Below are 20,405 nucleotides of genomic sequence, written 5' to 3' on the forward strand. Positions count from 1 at the left end.
ATGCTACACCTCCCCATTCATCCGATTTTTCACATCAGCAAGTATCTTTTCTATCCGGTTGATGGCATCATCCACCTGTTCTCTTGCATCTGCAATCTTGCTCTGCACCATATAATCTGCCACCAGCCCGTCCAGAAAGAAATCCGCAAAGGAAAGGAAGCTGCCGATTTCCATGCGCAGATCCAAGGAAACCTGCACATCTCTTAATTCTCTCTGAAAACGCTGAATATCGCTTTTCGCCTGTTCCATCAACGCAGCTGCGTCATTCATTTTAGAATGCTTCACAAAGTCACTGATAAAGCCTCCTCCAAGCATATCAAAAATGCCCCAGTTTCTCGCACTTCCCAACTTATCCCTTGCTGCGTAAAGGCTCTGAAGCGCCCGCTCCCCTGCCTGTACTGCTTCCTGCATTTCCCGTTTCATCATTTCGTTACTCATCGTTTATCCTCTCTTTCTTTTTAGCAGACTATTGCGGCAGATTTTCTATATTTCATAATAAAAAAAGACTCCTATCATGACCTCTGCCACAATAAAAGTCTTGCTATCTCATTTGCTACGGGTATCTCTCGATACCGGTTGTCGGTTACAAAACCACCTCTTTCAAGGCGTTCAGCTACTCCCTTTTTTGCTTGAGATGAATATAACATATTGGAAATAATTTGTCAAATCATGCATTTTTCTTTTCCAACCGTTCCGCTTCTCTGGCAAATACATGCGAGATATCAAACAGTTCCGGTACATCTGATATGGTACACACATTCACACAATAATTGAGCCATGGAAATTCTTTTGTCATCTGATAAATAACTGCCATGGCTTTTGCTTCTGACATTGCTTCCACCGAATGATATCCCGATCCCTGAATATGCTCAAATCCGTTTGCTTCAAAAAAGTCCCTTACATCCGCATATGCATTATGCCAGTCACCTTTCGGATAATATTCCTTTAGTGCTTGTGTATTCAGGTCAAAATTGATGCCTTTCCTCTGTAAGCTGTCCATCTGTTAGTTCCTTATAAAGTCTGTAATCAGGTTCTCCTTTTCTGTTCCGTTATACCAGAAACACTCTAACAAATTCTCTGCAATTCCTACGGAGTTTTTCAACTGAAAGATTGCTGCCCAGAATCTTCCATAGTCCTGCTTGCGTCCCCGGTCAAGATAAATCCTGCTTCCAAGGGCTTTGACTGCACAGCTTAAATCCTCCTGCTCAAAAATCTGATCTGCCTGTTCACACATCTGATTTACCGTTTCCGGAGCGAGCTTGCTTGTATCAAATTTAAGTTCTACTTTATACATTATACTCATCCTTTCATACAACAAATGACTGAGTGACTCTTCTCTTTCTACTGTAATTCTACCATGAAACCTATATAAAGTCATTCCCCATTTTCACTTGCTTTAATATAAATTTTTCCTTTTATTTTGGAAACACAATCTCCACACAGAACTCATTCCCTTCTATCCGGGCGCTGATTTTCCCATCCATACGAAGTACCAGCTCTTTCGCAATTGATAAGCCGAGACCGCTGGAAGTCTTACTGCGTGCTTCATCCGCTTTATAAAACCGTTCAAACACCTGATCTACATTTATTTTTTCCACATGACATACTTGATTTTTTATCTGTATCCGGATGTTGTTTTCAACTTCTTCCAGTGAAATACTGATTTTCTTCTCCCCGTGATCCAGTCCGTTTTTTATGATATTCTGAAAAATTCTCTGGATTCCCTGTTCATTTCCGTTCATAAACAGCAGTTTATCTGTAATCTGTATCTCCGGTTCAATTCCTCTGCCCGTCCATTCATCGTAGTAGGAAAATATGGTATCTTTCAAAATCTTGTTGATACAGCAGGATGACATTTCCAGATGAAAAGAATCGTTTTTAAGTTTTGTAAAAGTAAATAATTCTTCCAGCATTTCTTTCAGGCTGCCGATTCTCTCCTGTATGATCTTCATATACCGTCTCTGCTCTTCCTGGTCTTCACAGGTTTCCATTAACTGAAAATATCCGTCAAGGGATGTCAAAGGAGTACGGATATCATGTGAGAGATTTGTATATGTATCCGAAATCATCTCCTCTTTCTTCAAGTATTCCTTCTTTTCCCTTCGCTTCAGTTCCAGCCATTCGTTTAAAACATCTGCCAACTCACCAATGCCTCCAAAATCCATTTCTCTGGTAATCAGCATGTTGCTGTCGTGCTTCATCAGAAACGACAACTGGCGGCAGATGTCTTTCACCTGCCGCTGGTATTTCCAAAATAACATTCCTTGTACCAGTATCACTGCTATCAATAGCACGAACCCTAGTTTTATCATTTAGATATCTCTCTTTCTGAATACCCATGCTGTCAGTAATGTAACCACGATTCCGAACGCCGCCGCAATCACAACTGCCGTCAGGCATTCCTTATTGGTCGGTGACATGGATAAAAGTGCAATCTTTCCTGTCACTGTATATTTCAAAATCTGGAAATTCTCCACACCTGCCTTCTGGATCAAATGATTGATCACTCCGTATAAGACAATCATGGTATTCATGCACAGGCAGATAACAATCGTCATGCTGAACACGTTGCTGTTCAAAACCACCGCAATCGCCATACTGATTAGTACCAGTGCATAATGAAGCAAAATCTGAATACCAAAGTATCTCAGCAACTCGCTTCCATTCCCCCACTCCAGATATCCGAAGTACATCTGCTGTGCAATAATCTGAATGATGAAATAAAGCAGCATGGTAACAGTCGTATACACAAACAACACGGAAGCTTTGGAAAAGATCAGGTTTCTCCGGCTCCTTACCTGCCCGCCGATATTTTTAATATAACCGCTTCCTATATCTGCACTGGAAAACAGCACTGTAAAAATCACCAGAAACAACGCCACAAACTTCGCCTGCAGGTTTGCATATACCTGATCAAAGACCGTTACTTTTTCTCCCGGCTGTGTCGGCAGGAATACGGACATTCCCATATTGATGGTTTCTGGTTTCACTGTTTCTGCAATGTTTTCTGTCTGCTGTTGTTCCGCTTCCTTGTTCATCGTATCAATATCCAGTTTCGACATGGATGTGGAGAAGAATATAGCTGCCGCCATCACAATCCATACCACATACATACTTTTTGTCCGGACCATCCGGTACAGATCCATTTTTATCATATTAAGCATTTTGATTCCCTCCTGTCAGATTCAAGAAATAGGTTTCCAGTTCTTCACTGGTAATGGAAATTCCATTGACCAAAATTCCTGCTTTTGCCAGTTCCATATTGACATTGGCGCTTTCATTCAATCGTTCAAATATATGGATATGGCTCTTATCTGTAACCTGATAGTTGGTAAATCCCATTCTGTCCAGAATCGGGACTGCCTGCTCCGGATGGATTAACTCTATTTCAATCCGTTCACTGCAGCGTTTCATCAGTTCTTCGCTTGTCAGCTCCTGCAGAAGACTTCCATTATGGATAATTCCATAATCCGTTGCAATCTTAGATAATTCCTCTAAAATATGACTGGATATCAAAATCGTCATATTCCGTTCATCTCGCAGTCTCTGTATGGTATCACGCACCTCTGCAATTCCCTGGGGATCAAGCCCATTGATCGGTTCATCAAGGACCAGGAGATCCGGCTCCCCGACCAGTGCCAGCCCGATTCCGAGACGCTGCTTCATTCCAAGGGAAAAATGTTTCGTTTTTTTCTTTCCGACACCTTCCAGTCCGACCGTCTCTAAGATATCTTCGATGTATCCCTTTTTCCGAATACCAAACAATTCACATTTTATTTTCAGGTTTGTATATGCATTCATGTTGCCATACAGCCCCGGTGCTTCAATCAGACACCCCACACGAGAACGAATCCTCTCCAGTTCTTTTCCTTTACACCCGAACATCTCAATCTCTCCGGCTGTCGGTCTTGCAAGTCCACTGATCATCTTCAGGCAAGTCGTCTTTCCCGCACCGTTCCGTCCGATAAATCCATAGATAGCACCCTTTTTTATGTGAAGGTTTACTTTATCCACTGCCTTATGATGACCATACTGCTTCGTCAATCCATTTGTACTTAATAACAATTCACTCAATGCTTTCATCTCCTTTTCTTATCTGCTGTTATCATATCGGATAAATCCTAATCAAACGCAAATAAATAGTAAAAAAAGAGTAAAGATTAAGAATGCAGACGGTAGCCGATTCCCCATACGGTATCAATATATTCCTCCTGCGTTACTGCTTTTATCTTTTTCCGGATATTGCTGATATGTACATCCAGTGTCTTTGTCTCTCCCATATAGTGTTCATCCCACGCATATTCAAAAATCTCTTCTTTGCTGAAGACCTGTTTCGGATGCTCCAGTAAAAGCTCCAGAATTGCAAATTCCTGCTTTGTAATTTTGGGAAGCAGCACTCCGGCAATCCGGACTTCAAAGCGCTCACGGTCCAGTTCCAGGTTTTTATATGACACGCTTTTATGTTCCGGCTCCTGCTGCATATGGCGGAGCTGAACCTGAATCCGGGCAAGCACCTCCTGTATCTCAAACGGTTTTGTAATGTAATCATCTGCCCCACTGGTAAGAAGCCCGATTTTTTCATCCAATCCGTCTTTGGCTGTCAGGACAATAACCGGCGTATTGCCCTGTTTCCGAATCTGGGCAAGCACCTCTTCTCCTGAAATTCCCGGAAGCATCAGATCCAATAGAATCAAAGAAAAGCCCGCCTTATCCATCTGGAACAGCATCCTCGCTTCCGTCCCGGAAAAAGCCTGTACCGTCTCATACCCTGCTTTCTGTAATGCCGTATATAAAAGATTATTGATATCCGTATCGTCTTCTACAATCAGAATTCTGTTTTTCTGCTCCATTTTTCTCATCCTTCCATTTTCCGATTTAAACAATATTATATTGCACTTTTATAACTATGTCCAAAATTCTTTTGATATTATCCTTCCACCTCGTCTACATATGCTATATATAGTTCTAATTCTTTTGACATATGCTATATCTTGTGTTAATATAATCTTGTATTTAAGTTTTTGTGCTGTCCCGTCATGGGAGTCTGGACCATTCATCCAGAAGCATATGCAGTTTAAGTTTGGAAAATCGTGTCATTATACTGCCGTTTTATACGGTGCTATAATGGCACTTTTTTTATTTTAATCTATTTTAACGCCCAAAGAGGCAGAAAGGAGAATTTTTATGTCAGCAATTTTAACAATTTTAGGGAGGGCCACAAGAGATCCTGAGATGCAGCAAGGAAAAAATTCCGGTACGGAATATGTTTCTCTGGACATTGCAGTTTCACAGCGAGGCCAGGATGGAAAGGAAGAAACCATTTACTATCAGTGCTATTTTAACAAGTTCCTTGCAGAACGCTTAGCAAAAGCAGGCGTAAAGAAAGGAACCGGGCTGATGATCTATGGTGATCTGGAGCTTCATCCGTTCATTTATCAGAAAGGAAAGAATGCGGGGCAGGCAAATGCCGGTCCGAGGATCAATGTCAAGGACTGGCACTTTGTACCATCCAACCGTTCTGACAGCAATACCGGACATCCGGGTGCAAACCAGAACAGCCAGCCGAATGGTGGTGCGGCAACGCCCGGTGCAGCCGGCAATGGCAGCTACCCAATGCAGGGAAATCCCAATGGCAGCTACCAGAATCAGGCAATGCCTGGCGGCTATCCACAGCAGGGAATGGCTCCTGCTAACGGTGCCTACACGCCTCCTTCAAATGGCGGACAGTATCAGGCTCCGCCAAACGGAACCGGGCAGCCACAGAGCAGCTACCCGCCGCAGGGCAGTTATACCGGAATGCCAAATTACGGAGGTATGCCGGGCAGTCAGCCAACTGACGGCTTTCAAAATGTGCCGGAACAGATGGCATCCCAGTTGCCCTATTAACTCTCAAGGAACCCTATGTTGAGGAATTGCATTTATCATCTTTGTGATGATGCAGTTCCTCTTTTTCATGTCCGGAAGCGGCGATTTCCCATCCAGCTTCCGGGCTTGTCTAAGAATCATGAATCAGAAAGGAATCAGCTCATGAAAAAATCAAATCGAAAAAAATTCTTACAGTTTGTCGTGCTTGTACTGTTTCTTGCAGCACTTTTCGTACCACAGGATGCCAACCGGCTTCTGATTGCAGGCATTGCCCTGATCGGTATCGGAGTCACGCTGTTCAGTTATCTTCTCCCGCTTTTCACGGAACGCCTGAAAAACAGGGAGCATAAGCTACGAAAACGCCCAGAAAGAACTCGTCATCTGGAAGGAACACCTGATCTGGAAACCATTCTCTGGAGACAGATCAAATTCCAGATTACCGGAAAGCTCAAGGAAGCCTTCCCGGATGCCACATGGGATTTTGTGAAAGAACCACCGCTCTCCCAGATACTGGATGGGGAACCATTACGGATTCGCACACGGAATACCGGAAGTTATAATTTTGCGGAAATTCTCATGGATGCCCGTGGCAGTCTGACGCTTCAGATGATGACCATTGAATCCTTACATAAAAAGGAACCGTCAGAAGGAAATCCGGATTCCAGACCAGCCGTTAATCCCAAATCATGGTATTCCCTGATTGGGAAACCGCTACTGATGGAATTGGTCGGTGACTTACAGGCAAGGGGCTATGAAAAGCTGTTTATCAACGAGCAGGGAGATGTCTATATTCTGAACGGCACTGAACCGGAAGTCCGGGGAAAGCTGGAACATTTCCCGCCCAAAGATTACTGGGGCGAATTGACGGAGATTTTTACTGAAGATGAATTGACCACAGAAGAGACCGAGCAGGCACTGGAACTGTCCTGGATCTCATAAGAAGGAGGAACGAATCATGGCAAATAACATCGTAGCAACCTGGGGGTTCAAACGCAAACTCCCGGAACCATTTGAGGATTATACGGACCATGCAATCTTTGATGACATTGCATCCAAATACTGTACTCAGCCACGGAAAAAATCCACGCTTCATGCAGCTACCCTGCGGGCAGTCCTTGCTTATCTGGAGCTGGAAAACCCGGTTGGCAGTACCCCGCCGGAAAAGCTTGGGGCGGTCGGTACCCAATCCAACAATTTTGTTGTGGCGGAATATCCGAGCAAAACCGGTGATCTTCAGGTGGTTGTCTACAACCAGCTAAACGGAAAGTTTTACGGAGGCTGCTATACTCCTCCGCCGGATGTGGAAAGCACACCGGAAAAATACGAATTTAAAGACTCCAAACAGTCCGGTGCGGCTCTGCTGTTCGCACTGATGCCGGTTTTTCTGGCAGATGAAGAGTGTAATGAAAAGTATCAGGAATTAAAAGCGCACCGGGACAACGGTTATCCCGATCTGGACGCCGCTGCGGAAACAGCAGCCGTTCTCTGCGACAACATTTACCGGAGAACCCGCTATGCATCAGGTCTCCCGACCGGTGGTGTTAAGATTGACCTTCCGGCAAACGGCGTATTGTCGCTGATCAAACCGTTAAATATCCAGAAGGGGGTCTATGCACCAACCGAAGTGCTCCATGGAGACTTTCAGGTGTTACGTCCAGGAAGTGGATTTAAGAAAGCACAGGCAGCCATTTCCAGAGATGATTTTGTTGGGAAATTTATCCTGACCGCATCCCGAAGGCTGTCTCCGGAAGAGGAGGTATCTGTTCCGACATTGGCAGAGTGGTACATCATCCCTCCGGAAATCAAACGGATCTGCGAACACGCAAAACTGACAACGGATACCACACAGCCGATGCGGAATTTTCTTTTACGGGGACCGGCAGGTACCGGAAAGACCGAAGGAGCCAAAGCCATTGCTTCCGCACTTCACCTTCCTTACCGCTGCATTACCTGTTCCGCAAATACAGAGGTATTCGACCTTTTAGGTCAGATTCTTCCGGATGTGGACGGAAAACGCACCCGGCTTCAGCGGCAGTACCCGTCTTTTCAGGAAATCCAGTTAGATCCCTCCGGTGCCTATCAGAAGCTGACCGGAAACTATGATGAAGAAATTTCTGCCGAGGACACCTACCAGAAGCTGATCGATACAATTTTTGATGAAATGCACAGCTATTATAAGGAACACACCTCCGGACAGAACTTCCAGTATGTGGATACGCCTCTAGTCGAAGCCATCCGCTATGGGTATATTCTTGAGATACAGGAGCCTACGGTCATTGCTAATCCCGGTGTACTGGTTGGACTTAACTCCCTTTTAGACCGCTGTAACAGCGTATATCTTCCAAACGGAGAAACCATCCACCGTCATCCGGATACGACCATCGTAATCACCACAAACAATGACTATGCAGGCTGTAAACAGATGAACCAGTCTGTCATTTCCCGAATGAACCTTGTGATTGATCTGGATGAACCGGATGAGGATACACAGGTAGAACGTGCCATGGCTGTTACCGGATGCAAGGATGCAAAAACGGTACGTCTGATGACACGCATTGTCAAATCCATGGCTGTCTACTGCCGGGAAAATCTCATTACAGATGGCTGCTGTGGCATGAGGGAGCTGATTTCCTGGGTGCAGTCCTACATGGTCTGCGGGGATATCCGGGAATCGGCCCGTTACACGGTGCTTGCCTCTGCCTCTGCCGATGCTGAGAACCGTACGGAAGTGGAAGAAAGCTGTCTGGATACTGTGCTTGCTGCGTAGGACACGCCTATGAGAAAAGCAGCACTCACAGAAGCCCAGATCCGAAAGCATCTGGCAGATAATCTGTCTTATCTCCGGCAAGCCAAAACACCGAAGTTATCACAAAAGGCAGTTGCCAGAATCTTAAATCTTCCCCCGAAAACCATTATGAATTATGAAAATGCAAACTCCTCCCCGATGGCTTATGCCGTCCTTCGCCTTGCTGTGTATTACGGCTGCACGATGGAGGAACTGCTGACAAAAAATCTAAGAAAAGAAAGGAAGAATATCACGTGAATCACAGCCAAAGAAATTTAAAGAAACTAATCCGGGCAAAAGAGGATTCCATTGCGGATGAGGAGTTATTCCTCTCCGCTGCCTATCAGAAGTACCAGACCTCCCTTGCCAGAGCCGTTACCGGACGTTACCGGTATGGACTGCAGGTACTGCTGGACTGGGACATTTCCGAACAGGCAGGCGTTGCATATACCGACAATTATAAGGTACATCTCAACGCAGCGAACCCGATCACCCAGTCTTTCCCCACCCGTTTCTTACGTTCCCAGAGCCTGACAGGGCTCACCGGGCATGAAGTGGGGCACTTACTCTATTCTGATTTCACAGCCCACGCTGTTCATCTGAGGAGTCTGGAAAACGGTTCCTTCTATCCGAAGGAGCCGGAGCTATCCCTTCCAGCTTATCAGACAGCACTGGAGGAGATCAAAGAAGTGTTAGAAGAAAAGGACAAAGCCGGATGCCTGACACTGGCACGATGCGCCGCAACTTTTCAAAACATTCTGGAAGACATCCATATTGAAGACCGTATGTGTGAGGAATTCCACGGCACCTTCCGACAGGGGATTGAACTCAATAACCTGCGTATGTCCGAACAGATTCCTTCCATACAGGAACAAATTGACAAAGAATACCAGCCATTTTCCATCATTGCCAACCTGATCCTTTCCTATTGCCGGACCGGAAACATCAACAATCCCACCGGCTATCAGGGGGATTATCTGGATACCATTTCCGATTGTACCGATCTTCTGGATACGGCAATGGAATCGGAAAAAGGCACTGACCGGATGCTGGTTTCCAATGCGCTCTTAGCCCTGACCTGGAACTATATCCAGCCGCTCATCGAAAAAACACGGGAGGAATTGGAAATGCATGGCGAGGATTCCGCTGCCGATGCTCTGGAAGATCTTCTAGGGGATGAAGTCAGCAGCGGCGCTCCTCTTCCGACCGGAAAAAGCGGTGCCATTCCAAAGAATATCAAACCAGCTTCCCCAAAAGGAAGCGGGAATGATGAGGGCAATGCTCCTTCCGGTCCACGTACCAAAGAGGATGCTATAGAGGAAGCCAAACAGGTGCTTTCGGAAGAAGGCGGGCGCATCGCTCTTACAAAGACCAATACCATTCTGGATGAAAACAACCCCGGCGTCACTTATGTCAGTCAGTATCAGGGCAGCGGCTATGAGCATGCTGCAGAGGATCTGTTCCGGATCTTGAACGATGTGGCTGCAGAAAAGGTGCAGGAAGACTGTCAGACGGAACTGACCGAGGAACTGCAGAAAACAGCCAATGATATTCATTACGGCAATGCCCATGCAGGCATCCATGTTACCATCCATCGCCTGACCAGTGTTTCCGATTACCTGAAGAATGAATACCAGACAGTTGCTCCCCCGCTCCTGCGGGCTTCCAAAAAGCTGCAAAGCACCATCCTGCCGCTTTTGAAAGAAGAACAGCAAGGCGGAAAGCAGAAGAATCTCCTGTTTGGAAAACGTCTGGACTCCCATGCTCTCTATAAGACAGACGGAACCATCTTTACCAGAACCAGACTTCCAGGAGAGGAAAAACGTCTGGCTGTTGCCCTCCTGATTGACGAGAGTGGTTCGATGGGTTGGGGTGACCGGATGACACATGCAAGAAAGACTGCCATTGTCCTTTATGATTTCTGTAAAAGCCTCGGTATCCCTATCACCATTTACGGGCATTCCACGGATGCAGGCGGCGTTGCTCTTTACTCCTATGCAGAATTTGATTCTGTGGACAATGAGGACTGTTACCGGCTGATGGATATGTGCGACCGCAACGGGAACCGAGACGGCGCAGCTCTCCGCTTCGTAGCAGAGCATTTGTGCACACGCCCGGAGCTTCAGAAGCTGCTGATCCTGATTTCTGACGGTCAGCCAGCCGATTACGGCTACAGCGGAACGGAAGCAGAGGCAGATCTGCGGGGCATCAAGAAAGAATACGAAAAACGGGATGTCATCCTGTTTGCGGCTGCCATTGGTGACGATAAGGAAAATATCCGCAGGATTTACAAGGACGGATTCCTGGATATCACGAAACTGGAAGAGCTTCCAAAGAATATGGCACAGCTTGTCAAACAGCATCTCAAATAAAGGAAGGTGAATACTCATGAATGAAACTTATCAAAACCGGATTACCGACCAGATCTGCAAGATCCAGAATGACCGGGCACTCATTGCCTTTTATGACCGGCTCCGCTACGCACCACTCGGCAACTATGCACAGCTACATGCCAAAGGGGAATATCAGGAAAACGGGCATAAAGTACATTCTTTAATCTGCATCACCATTCAGGATTATTCCAACGGTACCGGAGACCGGAATATCATCACCCGTTTCAACCTGGCACCGGAACAGATCCAGTTCCTCTTAACCCGGATCACTTCCGGTTTTCAGGAATTTGAATGGAGCCAGAGCAAGATCTACGGCAATCCCGATCAGAACGGTTATTCCACAGCCCAGATGTTTTATATCTCCAGACATCCCTATGATTCCAAAGGGCAGCCTATGAAAAGCCCATGGAAAATCCAGATTGTAAATGGGAAAGGCATCAAAGCACAGAATAAGAACGGTGGTTCCTACATGCAGCCACGCAGCTTCCAGTCCGAAAAGACGACAGCCATCCAGCTTACCGACATGGATCTGTTCACGCTTCTGAAGCGGACGGATTCCTATATTTCCAACTGGGAAACGGTGATTGCTGCATCACTGATCAATAACGGAAAACGGATGCTGGCAGACCAGCAGAACAGTCAAATGCAACAGACAGCACAGGCTCCGCCTTACGCTGCCTAAATTTTCAGAAGAGAAGCGGTACTTTACTGCTTCTCCTCTTTTTAAGAAAGGAGACTTTAGTTATGAATATTGCACTCATCCGGACCATGGACTCTCAGGGGCGTATCGTCATCCCTGCAGAAATCCGGAAACAAATGAAGCTCTCAGACGGAGATGCACTGGAACTGGAAAATGTGGGAATGGAGCTGCTTTTACGCAAATGCCCTACCCACTTAAACGGAAAAGAGGAAATGGCTTCCTATCTTTCCGTCCTCTACAGTGTCATCCACTGTGGTATCGCAATTTGCAGTGAGGCTCACATACTCGTATCTGCGGGCATCTATCTTCCGGAAGGCACTCCCGTTACAGAAGAACTCGCCGAATTGGTTGCGGACGGCCAGGAACTGATCTCTGCTGAGAACTGCCCTGTCTACCCGGTATCCAACACCCGTCAACCGGTTTGTGCTTTTTTCCCGATTTTAAGGGAAGACAGAGAGCCGCTGGCACTTCTTCTCTGTTCCAGAACCGGACAGCATTTATCCGAGATGGAATTGGGATGCGCTAAACTGGTCGCTGCCGTAATTGCAAACAAAATTAAGTAAGGAAAGGAGCGTGAAATCAATGAAGAATACAAATATAACCTTACACACCACCCAAAAGAAAGAATATGTCCTCACCGGAATCCTGTCCCTGCCCCTCCATCTGGGAGAACGGGCGTGGATCTATAGTTATAACCAGACCTTTGCTACCAGTCCGGTGCAGAGTATTCTGGAAGTATCCGAAAACGGTGTGGTATTTGAGACCTGCAACAGTATTTACCGTCTCAGCTACACCCGTGTTCCGATGGAGCTGGAGGCGATGTGTGCTTGACAAGAATGGAAGAACTGGAGAGCTGCCTTTCGGGGCTCCTCTCCACCTTAAAGAAGAACCGGGAACATGTGCCTCTGGAAGTGCTGAAGACACAGTATAAGCAGCCGTATGAAGAACTGGTCAGAAACATCAACCTGACCGCTTCTGCCTATGCAAAATCTGTGCTGCTCCACCGGCTGGTCCTGAATCCGGATGCAGATGTGGAGGAACAATGTACCGTCATCAACCAGATGATACAAACTTCCGGGATGCTGAAGAAAATCAGCTCCTGCATGTCCAAAACCTATGATGTAGGACAGATATATCCTCTGATACTGGAACTACGCCATATGGTCGAACAGGCACTCTGGCCCTATGTGAATCAGGCAACTTGTCTGGTCGCAGATCTGGATGATATAGAAAAAGAACCGACAATTTACAATTTTTTGACACATGAAGTTTATGAAAATGATACCTGGATTCACCGAGAAATCGACCTGCGCTGGAAACTACTGGTACATCTTACTCCCGAACAAAGAGAATCCGTACCACCAGCCAATCATAGTATGAATGGAGGAATTTACCATGAAAGAACAACCATCTAATCCTTGCGAGAAAGTCTCATTTATTTTGACCTATGACCAGCTTGAAGCTGCTTATAACATCTACCGGGAACAATTTATTTCCTGCGACTTCATCCGCCGCTCCATGGAACGTCTGGAGGAAAGAATCGGACTCTGCAACCTTCCATATGAAACGCTGCGTGATGATCCAAGCCTTCTTCATGAAGCATACCTGCAGTTTCTCCGACTGGAAGACTGCAATGTGGCTTATAACGACACGCTGGAGCAGGTAATTGATGCAATCGAACAATGGCTTGCCTCTGGCACCTTATCCCCTGTAAACCTTACGGTTTCCAACCAGAATATGGGTGAAACTTTTGGAACGGAGGTGGATGTGTAATGGCAAATATCTGCTGTGATGATGTGATCTTTTATACAGAAGGAAATCCGGAAGGACTATATGACTTGTGGGAGGACCTGGAAACCTACATCATTCTGAACCAGAATCCTGATTTATGCTGGATTGGCAATTTATTTTCCCACAAGAAAATAGATTCCACCGGAATATCTCTTCGTGGAAATGTCAGCTACATGGAATGGAATGATACGTATATTCTACTTTCTTTAGAGACAGCATGGACTCCACTTTATGAAGCATATCAGGCGATAGCCGCTGCATATCATGTTCCCTTTGTGATGCAAAGCATAGAACCTGGAGAACGAATTTATTATAACACGGATGAAGCACACCTATTTTTCCCTGACCGATATTGTGTCCGCTTATATGAAGAAAGCCTATTGACTCCATGTGGCTTAATAATCGGAGAAAAGCTGGAAGACGGTGAACCATTTGAAACGGAAACAGACGTATTAGAACGATTCAGAGATTGCGGATATCCAGCAGCTACACTAAAAGAGTTGGAGCTCATGTTCGATGCGGATGAACTTATTATTTTTGAATTTACAAATCCATATTTGGATCTGGAGCAGAAAAATGCTTGTGCATGAAACTTCTCCCCTCCACACCAAAGACGATTATCATCAGATTTAAAGGAGGAACACCATGACTGATTTGGAACTGGATGTCTGGGATGCATGGCTCAGGGAACGTCAGGAACATCTGGAAGAAACCCTGTCCAATATCTCACCATCGGAAGAACCCTGCAGATATTACCTGCTAACCGGATATATTCAGGGAATGCTAGAAGCTCTTACCATGCTTACGACTGTTGAGGATGGGAAACGCTTCAAGATCAAACTGGAGCAATTTCGCCAGAATCTGCTCCTCTCTGGAGATTACGATGCTACCGGTAACTATAAACAGGCAGTGAAGAAAACTGCTGTTTAAATACTTCGAGCCGCCCAATCGGACGGCTCTTTTTATGCCCGAAAACGGTAGCCTACACCACGTATCGTTTCTATGTAGTGCGGTTCTTCCGGATTTTCTTCTATTTTCTTTCTCAGATTCTTGACTAACCCATAGACACGGTTATCCACTTCTGACTCCACATCCTCATAAATATGCTGGTAAATCTGTTCTTTTGTAAATACCCGATTGGGGGATAAGGCCAGATAAAAAAGCAGGTCATATTCATGTCTGGTAAGTTCCACAACCTTACCATCTTTGATTACGCTCCGCTGAAGCTGGTCTATTTCCAAACCTTGGAATGTCAACTTTTCAGAATTTGTAATCTCCATAACTTCTAACGTACTTTCGCAGGCTAGAACTGATTTAATTTTATTCAGGATTCCCTCTTCGGAATCAGAAATGGTAAGAATCATCACTTTCCCATAACATCACCTGCTTTTCTTAGCATTTAGCTTTCACTCCTCATTAACAATGTTTATCGATTGGTTACATAGATATATGCATCTTCCAAAGTTACGTCACAAGCTATACATCCACTTTCTGACGGCATATTCTCCCCTAACAGTCTTAATCTAATTCCTTCCTCCGTATACTGCTTACTGGAAATATGATATTTTCTTTCTAATTCTCTTGCAAGGCTTTCGTCCTCTGTACAGCATTCCCATACATGCCCTCTTGCCTTATTCAATAATTCCCTCATTGTTCCTGTATAAAGGAATCTACCTTTTTTCATAACCGCAAGCTGATTACAGGTTGCCATCAGATCCTCCACCACATGCGTTGAAAATAATACGGTGCGTTCTTCTGCAAAATCTACCAGTAAATTACGGATACGGATGCGTTCCTCCGGATCGAGCCCTGTTGTTGGTTCATCCACAATTAAAAAATCCGGCTCATGGAGTAATGCCTGCACTAATCCAACTCTTCGCTTCATTCCACCTGAAAGCTGCCGCATTTTCTTTTTCTGATGGTCTGCAAGACTGGTCTTCTCCAGATAGTAATCAATCCTTTTCTTGCTTTCTCTTTTCTCAATTCCAGCCAGATCTCCCATATACTCCAGACATTCTCGAACAGTCAAAGACGGATACAGATCAATTTCCTGTGGCAGATACCCAATCTTTTTCTGTATCTTTTCGTAATTTGCTTCGCAATATAGCGTACCATCTAACAGAACTTTTCCACTTGTGGGTGCAAGCACCGTTGTAAGCACCCGCATCAACGTTGTTTTTCCTGCACCATTTTCACCTAACAGACCAAATATCCCATGTGGGATTTCCAGATCCACATGATCTACCGCTGTCACTCCATTTTTAAATGTTACTGTTAAATCGTCTATTCTTATACTCATAATCTTACCCTCTCTTCTTTAATATCTTAGGAACAAATGCAAGCATCATCCCCGCAAATACCACGCACAGCACCTTCCCGCCAAGCCATCTCCACTCTGTCAGCTTACCGAAATCACAAGTTCCGTAGGAAAATGGTCCCCAGTTTTTCAAAAACTGAGTTGCCTTTCCGGAAATAGAGAAAAACCAGAAAAGCAGCACGACACCCATACCAATCCATCTGTTTCGAACCAGATTGCTGACAGTTACGGAAAGCACACTCCAAAACAAAACAGTTCCGGGAATCGCAATACAATAAATTCCAAACAAGGCACCGCCATCTAATTCTTCTGTCAGATTCACCGGTTTCTGCCAATAAAAGAGTCCATATGCCAACAAACTGATTCCAATCAGATAAGCTACCTGCACAAATAGTCTTTTATAAACTACCCCTGCCTGCTTTTTTAGATTATAAAGGCAGAATACTTCCGAGCGTTTGCTCTGCACTTCCACCAGATAAGTATCTGCACAGAAAACGACTGCCAGAAGCGAAACAGCTCTTTCTACTGCCTGCCCGATTTCATTCGCATATACAACAGGCTGGATTGCACTCAATATCACAACAAAAGCGATTGAATATGCAATTTTATAATATGGCATACATATTTTTACTTCTTTCTTCAATATACTCTCCTCCTTTTCCACATCCACACCGCTATAAACATGAGCAGTATGGATGCTGCCACAAGAAGCAGTTGATTGAGATATACCTGATGTGGCAATTCCGTTTCAAAAAAATTCCCCGGAAATCGAACCATAATAGAGAATGGTCTTGCATGACACTGTCCTTTGCTATCCCATGTCAGCATATTAGAATAAATGATATAAAGAACCAGCGCCGGAACCGCTGGAAGCGGATTCTTAAACAGCAGCGCTGTAACCGCATACACACAGCAGATCATCAGGATGTTCGGCAGGACATACAGGATCGAATTCTGAACAAAATCCAGTATGTTCATAGCAAATCCTGATTTTACTGCCGTGGCGTAACACAAAATGATAAATACGATATTCATAATGACCAGTGCCGCCGTCATAATGAGAAATCCACTGCTTATTTTCCCGGCAATATATTGAAAAGCCGTCATCGGTTTGGTGTGCAGCAATTCATAAGTATTTTTCCTCATATCCTGGAAAAATAAAAACGCCAGCAGAACCGTTGCAAAGAATGCCATATGCAGGCTTGCAAAATCTGTAAATTTTCTTCCGAAATAATAGGAGAATGGATGTTTCTCAAGATTTTCTCTGATATACCGGTTGACTTCCTCCGGGCTTCCCTGATACCATGAAACGTCCTCATACACATAATTGGCACCATTAAAGTGGTATTCCGTTTTCAGATACTGACACGCCTCCGTAATCTTCATCTGTTTCATCTCAGATATCACTGCCTCCGCCTCTACTTCCGACATGCCAAACCCATTCTCTGTGTCCTGAAGTATCTTTACAATCTCTTTCTCCCACAGTTCTCTCTCCTTATCCGGTGTTGCCGGAATACATCCCTCCATAACATCCCCATCGGAGGCCATTTTTACCTTCCTGAAGGTTTCATCCGACTTCACGTAATGAATGGACAGATAGGGTGCAAGTGTCTGGTACATACTGATTAAAACAACAATCAAACCGATCCAGAATATCGGATTTTTAAGATAATTTTTCAGATTCCTTTTTATGATTGCTTTCATAAGTCATCCCGCCTTTCTTTTTTCTACAAACAGCATAGCCTACAAATCACAACAAAAAAACAACAGCCATTTATTTCTGCTGTTGTTCTTCTAATACATAATTTTTAAACACTGCCTCAACTTCCGCACCGCCATCTGCTACATTTTTTATCAGCAGTTTCCCACCATGCCGTTCGCAGTAGATACGGCTGATATACATACCCATTCCAAAATGCTTTAAGTCATCCTGTGGATTCTCATGATAAAACGCCTGTGTCACCCTGTCGATATTTTCCTGAAATCCAATTCCGTCATCCCTGATACTCATTTTCAGATATTGGGGTGTCACTGTCAGCTTCAGCCTAACTTCCTGATTGGCATAGCGGAATGCGTTAGCCAACAGATTATCCGCTACTTCCATGATGATTTCCTCATCCGCAGTCAGTATTTCAGATTCTCTCACTGTCGTCACTGTAAAATTCTTTTCTGATTTTTCCACCACGACTTCTGCCAGAGCTTCTATCTGGTTTATCAACTGCCGGATATCTACCACGGAACAGTTTAATTCCCGTTCTTCCAATTTCGTCATCTTCCTCATACTATCAATAAAATGGTTCATCCGTTCAATCTGAAGCATACCGCCCCTTAACATCTCCATCATTTTCTCTTGATCAAGCATATCTTCCGGAACAAATTCCAAAAGCATTTCCTGATATCCCCGCATGATTGCAAGCGGCGAGCGGATATCATGGGCAATCGCTGCACGCAGTACCCGCTCATCTTCGATCATCTGCCAAAGTCTACGGTTATTTTCTTCCAACTGCCCACGCATCCTTTCAAATTCCCTGCACAGCATCCCCATCTCGTCCTCGTTCTCATAAGCCATATGAAAATCCAGATCTTCCTCCGCAATCATCTGTGATGCCATCTTCAGTTCCTGAATCGGTCTCTTTAATTTATTTTTGTAAAACAGGCTGACCGCAATTCCACATCCGGCAAAAGAAAAAAGCAATACTCCGTACGTCTGAAGGAAATCACAGGTTTCTGAAATATGCCAGTCCATTCTGCTCATTTTACTCTGATTCGGTCTCGGTACCACTACCTCAAAATTTTCATTGCGGTCATTCATTGCCTGATAATACTCGTCCTGATCCACGTACTTCCACCAGACCTCCTCCTGTATCTGCCCGGCAATCTCAATAATTGACACAGAAAGAAAAAAAGTGACAATCAAGCTGAGTATCGTATATAAAACCATTGTCTTTTTCAAGGATAAATTTCTTATCTTTTCCATCGATACCCCATCCCCCATACTGTCTCAATGTATTCTGTCTGCGTATATTCCGCCAGTTTCTTTCTCACTCTCCGGATCAGTTCCGTAACAACACGGCTGTCACCTTCCGCATCATAACCACACACCTTTTCGTATATCCGCTCCCTGTCAAAAACCTGTCCTGGATTCATGGACAAAAACTCAATGATTGCATATTCCAGCTTCGTAAGCTCCAAATCATTTTCACCGATCTGAACCCTCTTTGCTCCATAATCAATACTGAGGTCTCCGTGGAATCTGTATTCAGACTTCCCTTTATGACGCTCCTCACGCTTCAAATGTGCAATAATACGAGCATCCAGTTCTTTCAGACTAAACGGCTTCAGTATATAGTCATCCCCACCGGATAAAAGCCCGTTTACCCTGTCCTGCTCCTCCACTTTTGCCGTCAGGAAGATAATGGGACAAGTTACTTTGCCCCGGATACGTCTGCATACTTCTAATCCGTCTATTTTAGGCATATTGATGTCCAGCAAGATAATATCCGGTTTCTTATGGATTTTTTCCAAAGCATCTGTGCCATCTTCTGCCATCATTACATCATATCGTTTGATTTCAAAATAGTTCTTTAACATCTTTAATAATTCGATGTCATCATCCACGATCAAAATTCTATATGCCACTTTTATCACCTCGTTTTATCAGTATACAACGAAAAAAACAATAAATAAACAACAAGAGAAACACTTCGAGCCGCCCATTGCCGGACGGCTCCTTTTATGCCCGAAAGCGATAACCAACACCACGTATCGTTTCTATGTAGTGCGGTGTTTCCGGATTTTCTTCTATTTTCTTTCTCAAGTTCTTAATCAGACCGTAAATTCGGTTATTCACTTCTGACTCCGCTTCCTCATAGATATGCTGATAGATCTGTTCTTTCGTGAATACCCGATTAGGAGATAAAGCAACCACAGCGATTTGCTTCAAAAGTCTCTTTCGCCTGGTATACCGTTTATAACTTCTCATGTTTATCACCTTCAATCTGCTTTCAAATTTAATAATCTATATTTTATGACAATTCAGCATATAGAAAAGTTAGTTATTCGTGAAAATTATTTTTAAATTTAGAACTTGCATAACCACTACGATGTAAAAACAGTTTAGAGGCATTTATGACAGAGATTGATTTTATCTGGTTTTCGACTTTCTCCACGAAAGTGGCAAAAAATACCTGGCTACGAATTCCTTCGCTTAGGGCAAATCTGAAATCCTGAACGCTTTTATTCCTGTAGCCGACAAATTTGTCATCAACATAAGGCAAAAGCTTCATTGAGGAATCTATTTCATTTGACATATACTACATCTAGTGTTATACTGTTCTTATATCAATTATTTGTGTCAATCCGGAAAGGATTTATCACACGCAGTTTAGGTTTGAAACGTAGTCAGGAGTTTTCCTATGCCCAACAAGCAGCAGGGACTTCTGGCTTTTTTTATTTTGCAGGAAACTGCATCTATTTTGAGAATGAACATAAGCGTCATTCTCTTTTTTTATGCCTGAACGCAGGGAAAGGAGGATTACGGAAACAAATGATTCC

At 44.4% G+C, this 20,405-nt stretch carries 27 protein-coding genes; 12 read left to right on the forward strand and 15 right to left on the reverse strand.

Annotated elements, in window-relative coordinates; translation table 11 throughout:
* Positions 1-3: 3 nt before the first annotated feature.
* From DWW77_RS01470 to DWW77_RS01500, 7 genes are all read right to left on the reverse strand, one after another.
* Entirely contained in the window at positions 4-438 is a 435-nt protein-coding gene (locus DWW77_RS01470; RefSeq protein ID WP_005333491.1) for a hypothetical protein, read from the reverse strand.
* A 229-nt stretch (positions 439-667) separates the two neighbouring features.
* Positions 668-1,000, reverse strand: coding sequence for a hypothetical protein (locus tag DWW77_RS01475; RefSeq protein ID WP_005333489.1), 333 nt, complete (start codon positions 998-1,000; stop codon positions 668-670).
* A gap of 3 nt (positions 1,001-1,003) precedes the next feature.
* Entirely contained in the window at positions 1,004-1,294 is a 291-nt protein-coding gene (locus DWW77_RS01480) for a hypothetical protein (protein ID WP_022415108.1), read from the reverse strand.
* Positions 1,295-1,415: 121 nt separating this feature from the next.
* Positions 1,416-2,312 carry a sensor histidine kinase gene (locus DWW77_RS01485; protein ID WP_005333486.1) on the reverse strand — a complete coding sequence of 299 codons (897 nt, stop codon included), beginning with the start codon at positions 2,310-2,312 and terminating at the stop codon, positions 1,416-1,418.
* Positions 2,313-3,164 carry a DUF2705 family protein gene (locus DWW77_RS01490; RefSeq protein WP_005333484.1) on the reverse strand — a complete coding sequence of 284 codons (852 nt, stop codon included), beginning with the start codon at positions 3,162-3,164 and terminating at the stop codon, positions 2,313-2,315.
* Positions 3,157-4,074 carry an ABC transporter ATP-binding protein gene (locus tag DWW77_RS01495; protein ID WP_022415109.1) on the reverse strand — a complete coding sequence of 306 codons (918 nt, stop codon included), beginning with the start codon at positions 4,072-4,074 and terminating at the stop codon, positions 3,157-3,159. The genes DWW77_RS01490 and DWW77_RS01495 overlap by 8 nt, the downstream gene beginning before the upstream one ends.
* Before the next feature lie 86 nt (positions 4,075-4,160).
* A complete protein-coding gene (locus DWW77_RS01500; protein WP_022415110.1) occupies positions 4,161-4,850 on the reverse strand; it encodes a response regulator transcription factor in 690 nt (229 codons plus the stop codon).
* Between the two features lie 334 nt (positions 4,851-5,184).
* On the opposite strand from DWW77_RS01500, the gene DWW77_RS01510 reads away from it, so the two are divergent.
* From DWW77_RS01510 to DWW77_RS01565, 12 genes are all read left to right on the forward strand, one after another.
* Complete coding sequence (locus tag DWW77_RS01510; RefSeq protein WP_118607924.1) at positions 5,185-5,886, forward strand: single-stranded DNA-binding protein; 702 nt, start codon at positions 5,185-5,187, stop codon at positions 5,884-5,886.
* Positions 5,887-6,027: 141 nt separating this feature from the next.
* On the forward strand, positions 6,028-6,804 hold the full coding sequence (locus DWW77_RS01515; protein ID WP_022415111.1) for a hypothetical protein: 777 nt from the start codon (positions 6,028-6,030) through the stop codon (positions 6,802-6,804).
* Positions 6,805-6,820: 16 nt separating this feature from the next.
* Entirely contained in the window at positions 6,821-8,632 is a 1,812-nt protein-coding gene (locus tag DWW77_RS01520) for an AAA family ATPase (RefSeq protein WP_055155796.1), read from the forward strand.
* Positions 8,633-8,641: 9 nt separating this feature from the next.
* Positions 8,642-8,908 carry a helix-turn-helix domain-containing protein gene (locus tag DWW77_RS01525; RefSeq protein WP_005333471.1) on the forward strand — a complete coding sequence of 89 codons (267 nt, stop codon included), beginning with the start codon at positions 8,642-8,644 and terminating at the stop codon, positions 8,906-8,908.
* Positions 8,905-11,022 carry a vWA domain-containing protein gene (locus tag DWW77_RS01530; RefSeq protein ID WP_005333469.1) on the forward strand — a complete coding sequence of 706 codons (2,118 nt, stop codon included), beginning with the start codon at positions 8,905-8,907 and terminating at the stop codon, positions 11,020-11,022. Before DWW77_RS01525 ends, DWW77_RS01530 begins: the two co-directional genes overlap by 4 nt.
* 16 nt (positions 11,023-11,038) lie before the next feature.
* Positions 11,039-11,725 (forward strand): hypothetical protein, encoded by a 687-nt coding sequence (locus DWW77_RS01535; RefSeq protein ID WP_005333468.1) that lies wholly within the window; start codon positions 11,039-11,041, stop codon positions 11,723-11,725.
* 62 nt (positions 11,726-11,787) lie between these two features.
* On the forward strand, positions 11,788-12,306 hold the full coding sequence (locus tag DWW77_RS01540) for an AbrB/MazE/SpoVT family DNA-binding domain-containing protein (protein ID WP_005333466.1): 519 nt from the start codon (positions 11,788-11,790) through the stop codon (positions 12,304-12,306).
* Positions 12,307-12,325: 19 nt separating this feature from the next.
* Entirely contained in the window at positions 12,326-12,574 is a 249-nt protein-coding gene (locus DWW77_RS01545) for a hypothetical protein (protein ID WP_005333464.1), read from the forward strand.
* Positions 12,571-13,158: a hypothetical protein gene (locus DWW77_RS01550; protein WP_022415112.1), complete on the forward strand. Its 588-nt coding sequence runs from the start codon at positions 12,571-12,573 to the stop codon at positions 13,156-13,158. Before DWW77_RS01545 ends, DWW77_RS01550 begins: the two co-directional genes overlap by 4 nt.
* The gene (locus DWW77_RS01555; RefSeq protein WP_005333460.1) at positions 13,139-13,516 is read left to right on the forward strand and encodes a hypothetical protein; all 378 of its coding nucleotides are present in this window, start codon (positions 13,139-13,141) and stop codon (positions 13,514-13,516) included. Before DWW77_RS01550 ends, DWW77_RS01555 begins: the two co-directional genes overlap by 20 nt.
* Positions 13,517-13,707: 191 nt before the next feature.
* Positions 13,708-14,124 (forward strand): hypothetical protein, encoded by a 417-nt coding sequence (locus DWW77_RS01560; protein ID WP_243148935.1) that lies wholly within the window; start codon positions 13,708-13,710, stop codon positions 14,122-14,124.
* Positions 14,125-14,179: 55 nt separating this feature from the next.
* Positions 14,180-14,464, forward strand: coding sequence for a hypothetical protein (locus DWW77_RS01565; protein WP_005333456.1), 285 nt, complete (start codon positions 14,180-14,182; stop codon positions 14,462-14,464).
* Positions 14,465-14,496: 32 nt separating this feature from the next.
* Here the strand turns inward: DWW77_RS01565 and DWW77_RS01570 are convergent, their stop codons facing one another.
* The 8 genes from DWW77_RS01570 to DWW77_RS01605 form a co-directional block, all read right to left on the reverse strand.
* Complete coding sequence (locus tag DWW77_RS01570) at positions 14,497-14,898, reverse strand: winged helix-turn-helix domain-containing protein (RefSeq protein ID WP_005333454.1); 402 nt, start codon at positions 14,896-14,898, stop codon at positions 14,497-14,499.
* Between the two features lie 62 nt (positions 14,899-14,960).
* Positions 14,961-15,833 (reverse strand): ABC transporter ATP-binding protein, encoded by an 873-nt coding sequence (locus DWW77_RS01575; protein WP_005333452.1) that lies wholly within the window; start codon positions 15,831-15,833, stop codon positions 14,961-14,963.
* A 4-nt stretch (positions 15,834-15,837) separates the two neighbouring features.
* On the reverse strand, positions 15,838-16,494 hold the full coding sequence (locus tag DWW77_RS01580) for a hypothetical protein (RefSeq protein ID WP_022415113.1): 657 nt from the start codon (positions 16,492-16,494) through the stop codon (positions 15,838-15,840).
* On the reverse strand, positions 16,491-17,555 hold the full coding sequence (locus tag DWW77_RS01585) for an ABC transporter permease (RefSeq protein WP_005333443.1): 1,065 nt from the start codon (positions 17,553-17,555) through the stop codon (positions 16,491-16,493). The genes DWW77_RS01580 and DWW77_RS01585 overlap by 4 nt, the downstream gene beginning before the upstream one ends.
* Before the next feature lie 70 nt (positions 17,556-17,625).
* The gene (locus tag DWW77_RS01590) at positions 17,626-18,828 is read right to left on the reverse strand and encodes a HAMP domain-containing sensor histidine kinase (protein WP_055155762.1); all 1,203 of its coding nucleotides are present in this window, start codon (positions 18,826-18,828) and stop codon (positions 17,626-17,628) included.
* Positions 18,816-19,490 (reverse strand): response regulator transcription factor, encoded by a 675-nt coding sequence (locus DWW77_RS01595; protein ID WP_023921570.1) that lies wholly within the window; start codon positions 19,488-19,490, stop codon positions 18,816-18,818. The genes DWW77_RS01590 and DWW77_RS01595 overlap by 13 nt, the downstream gene beginning before the upstream one ends.
* Before the next feature lie 94 nt (positions 19,491-19,584).
* Positions 19,585-19,833: a winged helix-turn-helix domain-containing protein gene (locus tag DWW77_RS01600; RefSeq protein WP_005333437.1), complete on the reverse strand. Its 249-nt coding sequence runs from the start codon at positions 19,831-19,833 to the stop codon at positions 19,585-19,587.
* A 73-nt stretch (positions 19,834-19,906) separates the two neighbouring features.
* Positions 19,907-20,161 (reverse strand): hypothetical protein, encoded by a 255-nt coding sequence (locus DWW77_RS01605; protein ID WP_005333435.1) that lies wholly within the window; start codon positions 20,159-20,161, stop codon positions 19,907-19,909.
* Positions 20,162-20,405 lie beyond the last annotated feature (244 nt).

This window comes from Ruminococcus sp. AF17-12, assembly GCF_003479245.1.
Taxonomy (GTDB): domain Bacteria; phylum Bacillota; class Clostridia; order Lachnospirales; family Lachnospiraceae; genus Blautia_A; species Blautia_A fusiformis.